Origin of the sequence: Microbulbifer zhoushanensis (genome assembly GCF_021729055.1) — a bacterium.
Lineage (GTDB): Bacteria > Pseudomonadota > Gammaproteobacteria > Pseudomonadales > Cellvibrionaceae > Microbulbifer > Microbulbifer zhoushanensis.
Genome location: NZ_JAJSAO010000002.1, coordinates 231,694 through 245,098, shown reverse-complemented (window position 1 = coordinate 245,098; position 13,405 = coordinate 231,694). Strand labels below are relative to the sequence as shown.

Annotated in this window: 14 protein-coding genes; 6 read left to right on the top strand and 8 right to left on the bottom strand. The window is 62.8% G+C overall.

What is annotated here, in order from left to right; translation table 11 throughout:
* Positions 1–8: 8 nt before the first annotated feature.
* From glnG to LVD10_RS04595, 3 genes are all read left to right on the top strand, one after another.
* Positions 9–1,421 carry a nitrogen regulation protein NR(I) gene (gene glnG, locus LVD10_RS04605; RefSeq protein ID WP_232940083.1) on the top strand — a complete coding sequence of 471 codons (1,413 nt, stop codon included), beginning with the start codon at positions 9–11 and terminating at the stop codon, positions 1,419–1,421.
* Positions 1,422–1,549: 128 nt separating this feature from the next.
* Positions 1,550–2,032 (top strand): GNAT family N-acetyltransferase, encoded by a 483-nt coding sequence (locus tag LVD10_RS04600; protein ID WP_232940081.1) that lies wholly within the window; start codon positions 1,550–1,552, stop codon positions 2,030–2,032.
* 26 nt (positions 2,033–2,058) lie between these two features.
* On the top strand, positions 2,059–2,466 hold the full coding sequence (locus LVD10_RS04595) for a DUF2784 domain-containing protein (protein ID WP_232940079.1): 408 nt from the start codon (positions 2,059–2,061) through the stop codon (positions 2,464–2,466).
* Between the two features lie 71 nt (positions 2,467–2,537).
* Here the strand turns inward: LVD10_RS04595 and LVD10_RS04590 are convergent, their stop codons facing one another.
* Positions 2,538–3,056 (bottom strand): peroxiredoxin, encoded by a 519-nt coding sequence (locus LVD10_RS04590; RefSeq protein ID WP_237062055.1) that lies wholly within the window; start codon positions 3,054–3,056, stop codon positions 2,538–2,540.
* Between the two features lie 173 nt (positions 3,057–3,229).
* On the opposite strand from LVD10_RS04590, the gene LVD10_RS04585 reads away from it, so the two are divergent.
* The 3 genes from LVD10_RS04585 to LVD10_RS04575 all read left to right on the top strand — a co-directional run bounded on the left by LVD10_RS04585 (position 3,230) and on the right by LVD10_RS04575 (position 5,754).
* Entirely contained in the window at positions 3,230–3,976 is a 747-nt protein-coding gene (locus tag LVD10_RS04585) for a sialate O-acetylesterase (protein WP_237062048.1), read from the top strand.
* A 62-nt stretch (positions 3,977–4,038) separates the two neighbouring features.
* Positions 4,039–4,860, top strand: a complete 822-nt coding sequence (locus LVD10_RS04580; protein ID WP_232940074.1) for a bestrophin-like domain — start codon at positions 4,039–4,041, stop codon at positions 4,858–4,860.
* Positions 4,861–4,929: 69 nt separating this feature from the next.
* The gene (locus LVD10_RS04575) at positions 4,930–5,754 is read left to right on the top strand and encodes a bestrophin-like domain (RefSeq protein WP_232940073.1); all 825 of its coding nucleotides are present in this window, start codon (positions 4,930–4,932) and stop codon (positions 5,752–5,754) included.
* Between the two features lie 35 nt (positions 5,755–5,789).
* Here the strand turns inward: LVD10_RS04575 and LVD10_RS04570 are convergent, their stop codons facing one another.
* The 7 genes from LVD10_RS04570 to LVD10_RS04540 form a co-directional block, all read right to left on the bottom strand.
* Positions 5,790–6,854, bottom strand: coding sequence for an AI-2E family transporter (locus tag LVD10_RS04570; protein WP_232940072.1), 1,065 nt, complete (start codon positions 6,852–6,854; stop codon positions 5,790–5,792).
* A gap of 79 nt (positions 6,855–6,933) precedes the next feature.
* A complete protein-coding gene (locus LVD10_RS04565) occupies positions 6,934–7,662 on the bottom strand; it encodes a D-Ala-D-Ala carboxypeptidase family metallohydrolase (protein WP_232940071.1) in 729 nt (242 codons plus the stop codon).
* Between the two features lie 26 nt (positions 7,663–7,688).
* Positions 7,689–8,357, bottom strand: coding sequence for a D-Ala-D-Ala carboxypeptidase family metallohydrolase (locus LVD10_RS04560; RefSeq protein WP_237062046.1), 669 nt, complete (start codon positions 8,355–8,357; stop codon positions 7,689–7,691).
* A gap of 194 nt (positions 8,358–8,551) precedes the next feature.
* Positions 8,552–10,099 carry a phosphoenolpyruvate carboxykinase gene (locus LVD10_RS04555; RefSeq protein WP_232940069.1) on the bottom strand — a complete coding sequence of 516 codons (1,548 nt, stop codon included), beginning with the start codon at positions 10,097–10,099 and terminating at the stop codon, positions 8,552–8,554.
* Between the two features lie 297 nt (positions 10,100–10,396).
* Positions 10,397–11,275, bottom strand: a complete 879-nt coding sequence (hslO, locus tag LVD10_RS04550) for an Hsp33 family molecular chaperone HslO (protein ID WP_237062044.1) — start codon at positions 11,273–11,275, stop codon at positions 10,397–10,399.
* Between the two features lie 119 nt (positions 11,276–11,394).
* Positions 11,395–11,844, bottom strand: coding sequence for a DUF4124 domain-containing protein (locus LVD10_RS04545; RefSeq protein ID WP_232940067.1), 450 nt, complete (start codon positions 11,842–11,844; stop codon positions 11,395–11,397).
* Positions 11,841–13,358, bottom strand: coding sequence for a S1C family serine protease (locus LVD10_RS04540; RefSeq protein ID WP_232940065.1), 1,518 nt, complete (start codon positions 13,356–13,358; stop codon positions 11,841–11,843). Before LVD10_RS04540 ends, LVD10_RS04545 begins: the two co-directional genes overlap by 4 nt.
* Positions 13,359–13,405 lie beyond the last annotated feature (47 nt).

Genomic DNA, 13,405 nt, shown 5'->3' with positions numbered 1-13,405 from the left:
GAAAGACCATGAGCAACCGCGTTTGGATCATTGACGACGACCGATCGATACGCTGGGTACTGGAGCGGGCCCTGACCCGGGCCGGTATCGAGACCAAGTGCTACGAGAGTGGTGACCGGGCACTGGACGATTTCTACAGCGACTCCCCCGATGTGGTAATCAGCGATATTCGCATGCCCGGTGCCGATGGCTTCAAGTTGTTGCAACGCTTCCAGAGCGAACGCCCGGCCCTGCCAATCATCATCATGACGGCACACTCCGACCTGGACAGCGCCGTGGCCGCCTACCAGGGCGGTGCCTTCGAATACCTGCCCAAGCCGTTCGACGTCGACGAGGCGGTGGCTGTGACCCGCCGTGCCCTGGCCCATGCCAGCGAGCAGCAGGGCGGTGAGCAGGTCAGCCTGGAAAACAGCCAGGCCAGCAAGGAGATTATCGGCGAGGCGCCGGCGATGCAGGAGGTGTTCCGCGCTATCGGTCGCCTGTCCCATTCCAATATCACCGTATTGATCAATGGCGAGTCCGGTACCGGTAAGGAACTGGTGGCCCAGGCGCTGCATAACCACAGCCCCCGCCGCAGCCAGCCCTTTATCGCGTTGAACATGGCCGCGATTCCGAAGGACCTGATGGAATCCGAACTGTTTGGCCATGAAAAGGGTGCCTTCACCGGTGCCGCCGCGCAACGTACCGGCCGCTTCGAGCAGGCCAATGGCGGCACATTGTTCCTTGATGAAATCGGCGATATGCCGCCGGAAACCCAGACCCGCCTGCTGCGGGTGCTGGCCGATGGTGAGTTCTACCGCGTGGGTGGCCACACCCCGGTCAAGGTGGATGTGCGCATCATTGCTGCCACCCACCAGGACCTGGAGCGACTGGTGGAGGAGCATAAATTCCGTGAGGACCTTTTCCACCGCCTCAATGTAATCCGCATCCATATTCCGCGCCTGTCTGACCGTCGCGAGGATATCCCGCGGCTGGTGCAGCATTTCTTTACCAGCGCCGCCAAGGACCTGGGGGTGGAGCCGAAGATCCTGCTGAAGGAGACCGAGGAATACCTCACCGGCCTCGACTGGCCCGGCAACGTGCGCCAGCTGGAGAATACCTGTCGCTGGATTACCGTAATGGCCTCCGGCCGCGAGGTGCATATTGAGGACCTGCCGCAGGAGCTGCACCAGCAGACCGCCGGCACCCAGGCCCCGCAGGACTGGCAGAAGGCACTGCGCCTGTGGGCCGACCAGGCCCTGGCCAATGGCCGCCGCGAGATCCTCAGTGAGGCGGTGCCCCAGTTCGAGCGCGCGCTGATCGAGATCGCACTCAAGCACACCGCAGGGCGCAAGCGCGATGCCGCCGAACTGCTGGGCTGGGGCCGCAACACGCTGACCCGCAAGCTGAAAGAGCTGGGCATGAACGGCGACTCCGAGTAGAGCCGTGCCAGTGGATGGCGTCAGTCATTAACCCTGAGAGGCCGCTTTCCGGAGCGGCCTCTTTACTTTCAGGCTATGGCCGAATTGCAGTGGCAAAGACTGAATTGAAAACGAGAGAAATCTTTTGAATGTATGTCGACCTGCAAACGGATGATTTATCGGATGGCGCGGTTATCGAATTACTGCGTGCGCACCTGGAAGATATGCGCAAATACTCTCCGGAGGCTAGCATTCATGCCCTCGATACAGGCAAGCTGAAAGATCCGCGTATGACTTTCTGGGCCGCCCGTGTCGATGGCCAGCTGGCCGGCTGCGGGGCCCTTCGGGAAATCTCGCCGCGGCTGGGCGAGATCAAGTCAATGAAAACCGGGTCAGCTTTCCTGAGAATGGGGATAGCCGCCCGGGTGCTTGAGGCAATCATGCGCGAGGCGCGGCGGCGTGGTTATACCCGGATCAGCCTGGAGACCGGCACGCATAACGCGTTTGAGCCGGCGGTTGCACTGTATAGAAAATATGGTTTTATCGAATGCGGACCATTTGCCGACTATGCGCCTGATCCCTACAGTAGGTTCCTGACCAGAGCCATCCGGGAGAAAACCGGGATGGTGTGACCGCCCGGGAAACTGCCTGGAAGCCAATGGAACCACAACTCCTCTATCGATTCGCCGCAGATCTCGTGCTGTTCCTGCACGTGCTCTTCGTTGCCTTTGTGGTCAGCGGCCTGCTGTTGATCCTGGTCGGGAGGCTGCGAGGCTGGGCCTGGGTGCACAATCCCTGGTTCCGCCTGGCGCACCTGATGGCAATCGGGGTCGTGGTTTTACAGGCGTGGCTGGGGGTGATCTGCCCGCTCACCACCTGGGAAATGGCATTGCGGGCGCGGGCCGGGGAAGTGACCTATACCGGCTCCTTTATCGCCCACTGGCTGGAAAGCATCCTCTACTACCGTGCCCCGGCCTGGGTCTTTGCGCTCTGTTACACGGTGTTTGGGCTGCTGGTGGTGCTCAGCTGGTTCTGGGTGCGACCGCGGCCATTCCGCCGCCGGTAAGCCAGCTCCTGTCGCGCTGGTGGTGCCAGGATACCGTGGCAGGAATTCCGGGATTCCTGCCACGGACAGGCTCAGCCGTTACGGGCCACACCCAGCTCCCCCAGGGTCTGCGCCATGTCCTCGGCGCTGGTGGCGGGCTTGATATCCCGATCGATCTTGAGGACCTTGCCGTCCTTGCCGATGTAGACAGTCACCCGTTTGGCGATGTTCAGCGCCGGCACCAGCACGTCATAGGCTTTTGCCACTTCCCCCTCGGGATCGCTGAGCAGCGGGAAGTCCGCTTTCTCTGCGGCGGCGAACTTCTTGTTGGTTTCCACCTCGTCAGTGCTCGCCATAAAGTAGGCCACGTCGTACTCACGGATCAGGTGGCCGTTTTCCGCCAGTGACTTGCACTCGATGGTGCAGCCCCTGGTGAACGCCTTTGGATACCAGGCGATGACCACCGCCCGCTTACCGCGAAAGTCGTCCAGGGAGTAGGTCTTGCCGTCGGAAGCCTCCAGGGTGAAGTCCGGGGCCGGCTGGCCCACTTCCAGGGCAAGCGCCGGCAGGCTTACCAGCGTGGCCAGCAGCAGGGTCAGTGCATGTCTCATCGAATTCTCCGGGTAGGTATTTACTGGATCGGGTGATGGCTATGCTAACGCGCCGGGAGCGGTGCTGCCATTGGCCGGGCTGGCACAGGCCCGGGACTTGAATTACATTCATACGCAAAACCCGGCACCCGGATTGGTGCCGCCGGCTATTTTCCAGGGACTGGAGGCACGGTATGCGTGCATTGCATTTCTTTGGCCTGGCTATCCTGTTGATTTCGGTGGCCGCGCCGCCGCAGGCACTGGCCGTCCAGGGCCAGCACCTGTTTATTCTCTCCGGCCAATCCAACATGGCCTGGCTCGATGCGGATGCTTTCTTCACACCGCTGGTGGCGGCAGAGTTTGGCCGGGATCGCATCCTCGTGGTCAAGGATGCCCAGGGAGGCCAGCCGATCCAGCGCTGGCTGGTGGCCCCGCAGAAGGGTATCGGGGATCCGGGCAAGCAGGTGGGTGACCTGTACCAGAGGTTGTTGCGCAAGGTTGGGCGCGCCACGCACGGGAAACACCTTGCGTCGGTAACTTTTGTCTGGATGCAGGGAGAGAATGACGCCAGGTTTGGTCGCAGCGCCGCCTACGGCCCTGCCCTCGGCACACTGGTGACACAACTGCAGCGGGACCTGGGACAGCCGCAGATCAATGTGGTGATCGGTCGCCTGAGCGATTACGGCCTGGCGCGTCGCAGTGCCGCCCACTGGCAGCGCATCCGCGAGATCCAGGTGCAGTTCGCTGAAAGCCGGCCCGGGGCGGCCTGGGTCGATACCGACGACCTGAACGATGGCTTGAACCGGGATGGCAGGCAGGTGGCCAATGACCTGCACTATTCCACCACCGGATACCGGGTCCTGGGTGAACGGTTTGCAAAGCGCGCGATCGAATTGATCCGTCGGGAGGGCGGGGGATTCCGGCCGGCTGCGCAGCCATAGTGCTTCCCACGGCAGCCGGCGCGCAGCTGGTCCAGAATAGTAAGAAGCTGCCGGAAGCCGTCATGACCTTCAATACTTTTTTTTCAAGTCTCCCGCTGTGGGGTGTCTGCGCCTTTGCCATCATGGTGGTGCTGGTGTCACTCGCCGCCGGCATGTTGCTGGGGCGTATACTCGCACGCGGCAACAAGGAGGTCAGCGAGGGCTCCATCGGCAGTATCGTCGCGGCCACCCTGGGCCTGCTGGCGTTTATGCTGGCGTTTACTTTCAATATGACAGCCGAACGCTTCGGTGCGCGCAAGGCCCTGTTGCTCGAAGAAATCAACGCCATCTCCACCGCTTACCTGCGGGCGGATTTTCTCGATGAGAAGGGCACGGCACGGGCACGGGAATTACTGGCCGAGTATGCGCAGGTCCGGGCGTTCGACCCGTATACCCTTGACGAGCGGGAATATCTGCGGGCACTGGCCCGTAGCGAGCAGATCCAGGCGTCCCTGTGGGCCCTGGTGGCGGAGCACGAATCCCGGGGTTATGGCGCGGGCGAGCTGAGGGCCTTTTACCAGCCCCTGAATGAGGTATTCGACTACCACACCCGGCGGGTCCTGGTGGGTGGGCGCTACCAGATACCCGCTCCTATCTGGATGGCACTCTACGCAATCACTGCGCTGTCGATGTTCGGGATCGGCTTCCAGCTGGGCACCAGCCGGGGCGCTTCGCCACTGGTGGCCCTGGCGCTGGCACTGGCGTTTTCACTGGTAATCCTGCTGATCGAGGACCTGGACCGTAGTTACGAGGGCCTACTGGTGGTGGACCAGGGGCCAATGGCAGAACTGAGCCAGCAGTTACAGGCGGCCGAACGCAGGCGGCTGGGCGCCGGCCCGGATTAGCGCGGCTATCATCGACTGGCGAGCGGATTCCGGCTGGGCCAGACTTGTCCTAAATTGCCCCGGTCCCCCATGTACGCCGAAGACCTGTTCCATACCATGCCTCTGGCCGCCGTCTATGTCTTAACGGTGCTGTTTGTACTTGCCGCGCTGGGGGCGGGCCTGGTCGTGGGGCGCTGGTCCGTACATCGCTACGGGGAACAGAAAGAATCCTCGATGCGCAATGCCATCACGGCCACCCTGGGGCTGCTGGCTTTCCTGCTGGCGTTTACTTTCAACATGACTGCCGACCGCTTCAACCAGCGCAAGGCCCTGCTCGTGGAGGAAGTGAACGCGATCCATACGGCATACCTGCACGCGGACTTCCTTGTGCCGGATGCCGCGGCCCGCGCCAGGTCGCTACTGGCGGCCTACACGGACCTGCGTGATTTTGATCCGTTGAAGGAAAAAATCACTGCCGATGACCTGCTCCAGAGTGAGCGCCTGCACCAGCAGCTGTGGGAACTGGTCGATGAGCACGTGGCCGAAAAATACGATGCCGGCTACCTGCGCCAGTTCGTGGAGCCGGTCAGTGACGTAATCAATAAACACTATTCGCGGGTGGTGGTGGGGCTGGAGTTCCGTATTCCCACGCCCATCTGGCTGGCACTGTACTTCATGACGGCACTGGCAATGCTCGCCATCGGCTACCAGTTCGGTATCAGCCGCGGGGGGTCGGTGCATGTGGCGGTGACCCTGGCGATCACCTTCTCCACCGCGATCCTGCTGATCGCCGACCTGGACCGCGCCACTGAGGGCACGCTGGTCATCGAGCAGCGGCCGATGGCAGAACTGAATGAGCACCTGAAGCGGGCGGAGAAGGCCCGTCGCGACGACACTGTGCCCGATGTGCACTGACTATTTTTGTGTCGTCGCAACTCCAGTACGGAAATTCACAGGGACTTCATCTCGGCGGAGTTGATGAACTCGCGCATGAAAATTTCCCAGAATGCCATAAAAAGTGCAGCCAGCAACGGACCTATGGCAAAGCCACTGATGCCGAACATCATCAGCCCGCCGATGGTGGAAAACAGCACAATATAGTCTGGAAGCTTGGTATCGCGCCCCACCAGGATCGGGCGCAGCAGGTTGTCCACCAGGCTGATTACCGCCACACCGAAGATCAGCAACACCGTGCCCTTGACCACATCGCCGATGGCGTAGAGGTAGATCGAGGCGGGCAGCCAGATCAGTGCAGCGCCGATGGCGGGCAGCAGTGACAACAGCGTCATCACCACGCCCCACAGCAGTGGAGCCGGCAGCCCCAGGGCCCAGAAAATCAATCCGCCCAGGGTGCCCTGGGTAACCGCCACCACCAGGTTGCCCTTGACGGTGGCCCGGGTGACCTCGGCGAATTTGGCCAGCAGCAGGTGCTCGCGCTCATCGCCCAGTGGCAGGGCACGGATCAGCAGCCCCACCAGGGATTCGCCGTCGCGAATCAGGAAGAAGGTCAGGTAGAGCATCAGGCCCAGCATCACGAAGAAGTTCACCGTATTCTGGCCGAGCGCCAGGGCATTCTTGGCGATCAGGCTGCCGGCGCTCATGAAGCCGCTCAGCAGGCGCTCGCGCAGCTGGTCCAGGTCGATACCGATGCGTTGCATCAGGGCCTCGAAGCCGGGGAAGGCGCTGCGCACCCGATCCACCTGGCCGGCCACGTCGATCTCGCCGCTCTGGACTTTCTGGTAGACGCTGGCCGCCTCATTGACGAACGAGCTGGCCACCACCAGCACCGGTATCACGACCAGCACCATACACAGCAGCAGCGTCAGCAGTGCCATCAGGTTGGGCCAGTTCGGGTAGCGACGGGACAGGGTGCGATGCACGGGAAAGAAAATTACGGCGATGGCACAGGCCCAGAAAATGGGCGTGAAGAAGGGCCTGAGCAGAAAGGTAAATGCCACTGTCACCAGCAGCAGCGCAGCGATGAATGAGCGCCGTTCCAGCTTTTCCTGAACCAAGGGAGCCCCCGCGATTATTGTTGTCGATGCGCGCTATGCTACCACTGCCGCTCGCCTCCAGGACAACCGGGCGTCGCAATTACCAGCGCCGGTAACCGCAGGTGTCCACATGGAAGCGCACACCGCTGTATATCCCCAGCCCCATATTCCACTTCTTGCCCACTTTGCGGTGGATATCCCGCAGGATGGGAATCAGCTCCTCGCGGGTGTAATCGCGCTCCGGCACCACGTCGATGCCACAGAAATGCATATGCTTGCTGCGCTTGGAGCCGCCGGCCTTGGCGTTATAGGCCGGGGTGCGCCAGCCGGACAGGACGGTTACCGGGCCGATACGGGGAATAATTTCGTCCTGCAGGACGCGCAGCGTATCCACCATGGTCTCCCAGTTCTGCTCCGGTGGAATGGCGAATGGTGGCTCATCGATTTTCTGCCAGTCACTGCCCTGGCGCAGCAGCTGGTATGAGGGGAGCACGCCATCGACCTTGTTGAGGAAGAGGAAATGCTGCAGGCGGGTGTAGAGTTCTCGCCGGTCGCTGTCGCCGAGGAAACGCTCGAAGGCGCGCGCCGAGGCGGCCGCGTAGCCCTTGATGTCATATACCTCGGGGATCTCGGCGGTTTCCGGGATACGCTCTACCGGGGCATACTCCCGCGGGGTAACGGCGCGCTCCGCCAGTTCGCGGACCTTGTCCACGGTGAGGATCACCAGCAGCAGGATGCCCGCCAGCACCGCGGCGGTGATCCACAGTACCCGCTTGCGCTCGATATGTATGTCGATCCACTCGTGATCGGGGCTCTCCTTGATATCCATTGCTCAACCGCTCCTGGAAAAACTGCCTACCAGCTGCGGTAACCGCAGGTGTCGATATGGAAACGCACGTTGCTGTAGATACCCAGCCCCATCCGGCTGGGCTCGCCCAGCCGCGCGTGCAGCATCTTCAGCTCCTCCACCAGTTCCTTGTGGCTGATATTGGACAGTGGCACCAGGTCCAGGCCACAGAATTCCCGGTGCTTGCTGCCACCGGCACCGCCACCCTTGCGGTTGTAACTGTCAGTGCGATACGCGGAGAGGATTTCCACCGGCCCGATTGCCGGGACCAGTTCGTCCCGCACCAGTGCCAGGGTGTTCACCATATTCTCCCACTGCCGGCGCGGGGGGATGGCGAAGGGCGGCTCATTGATGTCCAGCCAGTCGGAACCCTGGCGAAAGAGCACGCCGGCCTCGACCACGTCACCGGCGCCCTCGGCCCGGAGGTAGCCTTCCAGGGCCTTCATGCGCGTGCGGTTGTCCCCCTGGCGCAGGAATGCCCTCAGTGCATGGTCGGCGGGCACGCGATAGCCCTGCACATCGCGATAGGGTTTTTCCAGCGCCTTGAAATAGAGGTAGAGCCACAGGCCGCCGACGATTCCCAGCAACATCAGCACGATGGCGGCGATCACCAGGCGATTGGTGCGCTGGCCCGGTGGTCGGGTCCGATAGCTGGAAAACGGCTGGCCTGCTGGCATGGGCTTACCTGTGCCTGTGGTCGTCGTCGCGATGGATCTGGCGCCTTGGGCGGCGCGTCATTTATTCAATATAGTCGCTATCTGCCCAATCCTCCGGCGTGACCGTGCTGGCCCCAATAAAAACGCCCCCGGGGAATGCTCCGCGGGGGCGTTTTGAATCCGCGGCGACCCGGGTGGGGCGCCGGCGGTCAGGCTCAGGCCCGGGGGCCGGCGCCCTTGACGGTTGCGCTCACTTCGAACTTCTCGATGTTCTCGGCGAACAGCTTGGCCAGTTTGGCGGCCTGCTCGTCATAGGCGCCCTGGTCGGTCCAGGCCTCGCGCGGGTTCAGGTAGGCCTTGTCCACGCCCGGTACGTCCAGCGGGATATCCAGGTTCAGGGCTTCCAGGTGCTGGGTGTCGGCGCCTTCCAGCGCGCCGCTCTGGATCGCGGCGATCACTGCGCGGGTCACCGGGATCGGGAAGCGCTTGCCTTTGTCACCGGAGCCGCCGGTCCAGCCGGTGTTTACCAGGTAGACATTGGAGCCGAAGTCCTCGATACGCTTCATCAGCAGGTCGGCGTACTCGCGCGGTGCGCGCGGCATAAAGGGCGCGCCGAAGCAGGTGGAGAAGGTCGGGTGGATACCCGCTTCCGCGCCCAGTTCGGTGGAGCCCACGCGGGCCGTGTAGCCGGACAGGAAGTGATAGGCGGCCGCTTCCTTGGACAGGATGGATACCGGGGGCAATACGCCGGAAACGTCGCAGGTCAGGAAAATCACATTCTTGGGCTCGCCGGCCTGGTTGCCCGGCTGGCGCATCACCACGTGCTCCAGGGGATAGGAGCAGCGGCCGTTCTCGGTCAGGCTGGTGTCGTGGTAGTCGGGGGTGCCGGCGTCGTCGGTCACCACGTTTTCCACGATGGCTCCGAAGCGGATGGCATCCCAGATCACCGGCTCGTTTTCACGGCTCAGGTTGATGGTCTTGGCGTAGCAGCCGCCCTCGATATTGAACACGCCGCCCTTGGCCCAGCCGTGCTCGTCGTCACCGATCAGGTAGCGTTCCGGGTCGGCGGACAGGGTGGTCTTGCCGGTGCCGGACAGGCCGAAGAACAGGCATACATCGCCGTCCTTGCCGACGTTGGCGGCGCAGTGCATGGGCATGACGTCTTTTTCCGGCAGCAGGAAGTTCTGCACGGAGAACATGGCTTTCTTCATCTCGCCGGCGTAGCGCATGCCAGCCAGCAGTACCTTGCGCTGGGCAAAGTTGATGATCACGCAGCCCTCGGAATTGGTGCCGTCGCGCTCGGGTTCACAGACGAAGTTGGGGGCGTGCAGGATGCGCCACTCTTCCTTGCCCTTGGGATTGTATTTGTCCGGGCGGATGAACATGTTGCGGGCAAACAGCGAATGCCAGGCGGTCTGGGCGGTGACGACGACCGGGAGGTAGTAGTCCTCGTGCTGGCCCACGTGCAGCTGCTGGACAAAGGTGTCGGAGCCGGAAACAAACTCTTCCACCTTGCTCCACAGCGCGTCGAACTTGTCCTGCGGGAAGGCGCGGTTCACGTTGCCCCAGGCGATGCTGTCGCTGGTGGAAGGCTCTTCCACCACGAAGCGGTCGGCCGGGGAGCGGCCGGTGCGCGCACCGGTTTCGGTTACCAGCGCGCCGGTGTCGGACAGCTTGCCCTCGCCACGCAGCAGCGCCTGTTCAACCAGTTGCGCCGCAGACAGGTTCTTCATCACCTGCGCCGTATCATCGGTCTGTGCCATTCGTCGATTACCCGTGAAAGTTGTATGGAGTAAAACATAGTACGACCGCGCCACAGGGAGCGCGGCCGGTAATATTCGGGTGGCGAATTATGGCAAAGTTCAATTTGGCGGGATAGCAAAAAAGGCTATTTTTTACCCAATGACAGCGTTGTCTGGCAAAATTTTGTGCTGTTTTATCCGCCTGTATGATGTCGATAAATGCGCCTATCGATCACGTGAATAAAGGTCGATGGTTTGCACCGTTTTGGGCCCGGTTTCCGTTGTGTCTCCCCGTGGCCGGCGGGAGCACCCGCGGCCTCAGTGCAGCGTATGCGGGGGCGCGTTGAACAGGCTCTCGATATCGTCGCCATCGAATCGGTAGCGGGCGTTGCAGAACTGGCAATCGGCGATGATCTCCCCACCCTGCTCCTCCAGCAGCTGGTAAACCTCCTCGGGGCCCATGGCCACCAGGGCCCGGGCACTGCGCTCGCGCGAACAGCTGCAGCGGAAGCGGATGTTGGCGGTGCCCAGGGCGGCGGGCGTGAGCTGGTGGAACAGCCTGGTGAGCAGCTGTTCGTGGGGAAGGGAGTGGAGCTCGTCGGCGGTCACGGTTTCCGCCAGGTGCTGGGCGGTTTCCCAGGCATCCTCGTTCTCGGCCGCGCTGGCGGCGTTATTGCCCGGCAGTACCTGCAGCATGATGCCGCCGACAGTGTCCGGGCTGGACTCGATCCAGAAGCGGGTGGCCAGCTGCTCGGACTGGGTGAAGTAATCCTCCAGGCACTCCGCCAGGGTATCTTTTTCCAGCGGGACTATGCCCTGGTAGCGCTCGCCCTGCTCGGGTTCCACGGTAATGGCCAGGGCGGCGCGCTTGCCCACCAGCTGGCGCAGGCTGGCGCCCTCTTCGATCTGTGCCCCGTCGGCGAGCTTGGCGATGCCGCGCAGGTCGCTGTGGTGGGTGCACTCTGCCAGCAGCAGCGGCACGTCGCCATCGCCACGGGCCTGCAGGCTCAGCAGGCCCTCGAATTTGAGGGTTGTGGACAGCAGGCAGGCCGCGGCAAGGAACTCCCCCAGCACCAGCGCCACCGGGGCCGGCAGTTGGTTATTTTCCAGAACCTCGCGATAGGCGTCAGTCAGGGTGACGACCTGGCCGCGGATATCGTGGTGGGAGAAAATGAAGCGTTCCAGCTGGTCGGACATGAATCGAAGGCCTCGGGCAGTCTCGGGGATTTAAGGCGCGGGATTTTAGTGCCCCGTTACCATAAATGGTAGTTGCCGGACGCGCCATGGACGGCGCGAGGCCCGGCCGGGTGGTGTTGCTACTGACCGCACAGCCGTGTGATTTCCCGCTCCAGTTCCTTCGCCCGCCGCTGGCGCTCGCGTTCACTCATGCGGATTTCCTCGCCATTGCCGTCCACCAGGGCCACCGGTCCCTGCAGGATGCGCAGGCGATTGCGGGCCAGGGCGCAGGCCCGGCGGCTTTCCTGCTGCTGCTTGAGGCGCTGGCGCCGCTGGTTTTCCTGGTAGTCGCGCTGCAGGCTGGCGTCGCCGCTACTGTTGCGGGAGCGGGCGCTGGTGGCATCGGCACTGTTGACCGGTGCCAGCTTCCCCGACAGGTCCTCCGCCCGGGCCTCCCCGGGCGGGCGGTCGCCAAAATGAACATTGCCCTGTTCGTCCACCCAGCGGTAGAGCTTGTCCGCGCTGGCAGCGGACGCCAGTAGGAGGGCGGCCAGCGCTGTTGCCAGCCGGCCGGGAGGTGCTGTGGTCACGGTGTTTCCCTGGGCTTGTCCTCGTTGTCTGCCAGTGTACTGAAAAGGCCCGGGGAGTGGCGATGGGGGATATGGTAGGTCTGCAGGATCAGTGGTTCCTGTTCGCGGGCGGCTGCCGCATCCAGCACCATGCGGTAGCCGGATTCATCGCGCAATTCGACGAACTGCTGCTCGTTGCCCTCCATGAACTGGGCGAACTCATCGAAATCGGCTACGCGATGGCCATTCACTGAATCGATAATCCAGTTCTTCCAGTCGTGGTAGCCCAGGTTGACCCCGGCGGGCAGTACCTTCAGCGCCACCACCAGTTCGCGTCGCCCCTGTTCGCTCCACTGGTTGCGGGCATAGAGGTATTCGATGGGTGCCTTGGAGTGCCAGTTATTGCCCCAGCGCTTGATCAGGTTCATGTTCAGCGGCACGAACACCACGCCGCCATAGATGTAGTAGCGCGGGCGCTGGTCAAACTTCTCGCTCAGGACCAGGGAACGCGACGGCGACGGGGCGGCCAGCTCGATTTCGGCTTCCATGACCTCGCCTGCGCGGGCGAACTTGACCGGCAGGCGGTCACCCACGTGGTAGAGATCGGCGGCGTAGTGGTAGTTGGTGCGCTGGTTTTCGCGCCATTCCACGGTTCGATCGGCGGCCACCTCGTAGCCGTCCACCTCCAGCAGTACGTCCCCGGTCTGCAGTACATCCGCCGCGGGGGAGTCGCTGAATACCTTCACCACCAGGGCGCCCTCCTGGCCGTCGGCCAGGCCCGCGGCCTGTTTCATGGCCGGGCTTTCCATGCTCTGGGTGACCGCGCCCAGCTCGGGGAAGCCCTGGTGCACGCCGTCTTCGGCATCCTCGAGGACATGTTCGATCACGCTCGGTGGTACGAAGTAACCCAGGTTTTCAGCGCCCTTGCTGTGGTTGGTCTGCATGGCGACACCGACAATGCGCCCGCCGGAAATCACCGGGCCGCCGCTGTTACCCGGATTGATGGCTGCATCGATCTGGCCTGCCATCAGGTAGCTGCCGGCGTGGGCGTAAAACTGGTGTTCGATCCGGGACAGGACGCCGCGGGTTATGGAAAGGGATTTACCACCGATCGGGTAGCCGTACACCGACACTTCCTCCTGCAGGTCCGGCAGCTCGCCCAGGTCGAGCGGCCGCGTGGTGTCGAAGAAGCTCTCGTCCTCGACCCGCAGCAGGGCCAGGTCCGCGTCGTGGGAAACGAACTCCACGTGGGCGCGGAACTTCTGCGCGTCGCCGTGGCGCTGCACCTGGATAAAGCTGCCATTGGCAACCACATGGGCATTGGTGAGGATGCGCTCGTCGTCGATCACCGCACCGGAACCCGACAATTGCTTGGGATTGAGCAGCGACCAGGGATTGAAGTAGTCCGGTGCCGCGGCGGTGGTGTAGATCTTGATGATCGACCGCTTGAGTTGCTCGTGCTCACGGTTATCGGCGAGCGCCGGCTGGCAGAGCAGCAGGAGGATGGCGGCGAGTGAAAGGATTCTTGTCAGCATGGATCTGTGTCCCGTCGGTGTGGGGGCCGGTTGTGGGGCCAGTTTAG

Bases quoted from the DNA above. Each gene is read 5' to 3' on its own strand.
- glnG (WP_232940083.1), top strand. From the start codon at position 9: ATGAGCAACCGCGTTTGGATCATTGACGACGACCGATCGATACGCTGG.
- LVD10_RS04600 (WP_232940081.1), top strand. From the start codon at position 1,550: ATGTATGTCGACCTGCAAACGGATGATTTATCGGATGGCGCGGTTATC.
- LVD10_RS04595 (WP_232940079.1), top strand. From the start codon at position 2,059: ATGGAACCACAACTCCTCTATCGATTCGCCGCAGATCTCGTGCTGTTC.
- LVD10_RS04590 (WP_237062055.1), bottom strand. From the start codon at position 3,056: ATGAGACATGCACTGACCCTGCTGCTGGCCACGCTGGTAAGCCTGCCG.
- LVD10_RS04585 (WP_237062048.1), top strand. From the start codon at position 3,230: ATGCGTGCATTGCATTTCTTTGGCCTGGCTATCCTGTTGATTTCGGTG.
- LVD10_RS04580 (WP_232940074.1), top strand. From the start codon at position 4,039: ATGACCTTCAATACTTTTTTTTCAAGTCTCCCGCTGTGGGGTGTCTGC.
- LVD10_RS04575 (WP_232940073.1), top strand. From the start codon at position 4,930: ATGTACGCCGAAGACCTGTTCCATACCATGCCTCTGGCCGCCGTCTAT.
- LVD10_RS04565 (WP_232940071.1), bottom strand. From the start codon at position 7,662: ATGGATATCAAGGAGAGCCCCGATCACGAGTGGATCGACATACATATC.
- LVD10_RS04560 (WP_237062046.1), bottom strand. From the start codon at position 8,357: ATGCCAGCAGGCCAGCCGTTTTCCAGCTATCGGACCCGACCACCGGGC.
- LVD10_RS04555 (WP_232940069.1), bottom strand. From the start codon at position 10,099: ATGGCACAGACCGATGATACGGCGCAGGTGATGAAGAACCTGTCTGCG.
- hslO (WP_237062044.1), bottom strand. From the start codon at position 11,275: ATGTCCGACCAGCTGGAACGCTTCATTTTCTCCCACCACGATATCCGC.
- LVD10_RS04540 (WP_232940065.1), bottom strand. From the start codon at position 13,358: ATGCTGACAAGAATCCTTTCACTCGCCGCCATCCTCCTGCTGCTCTGC.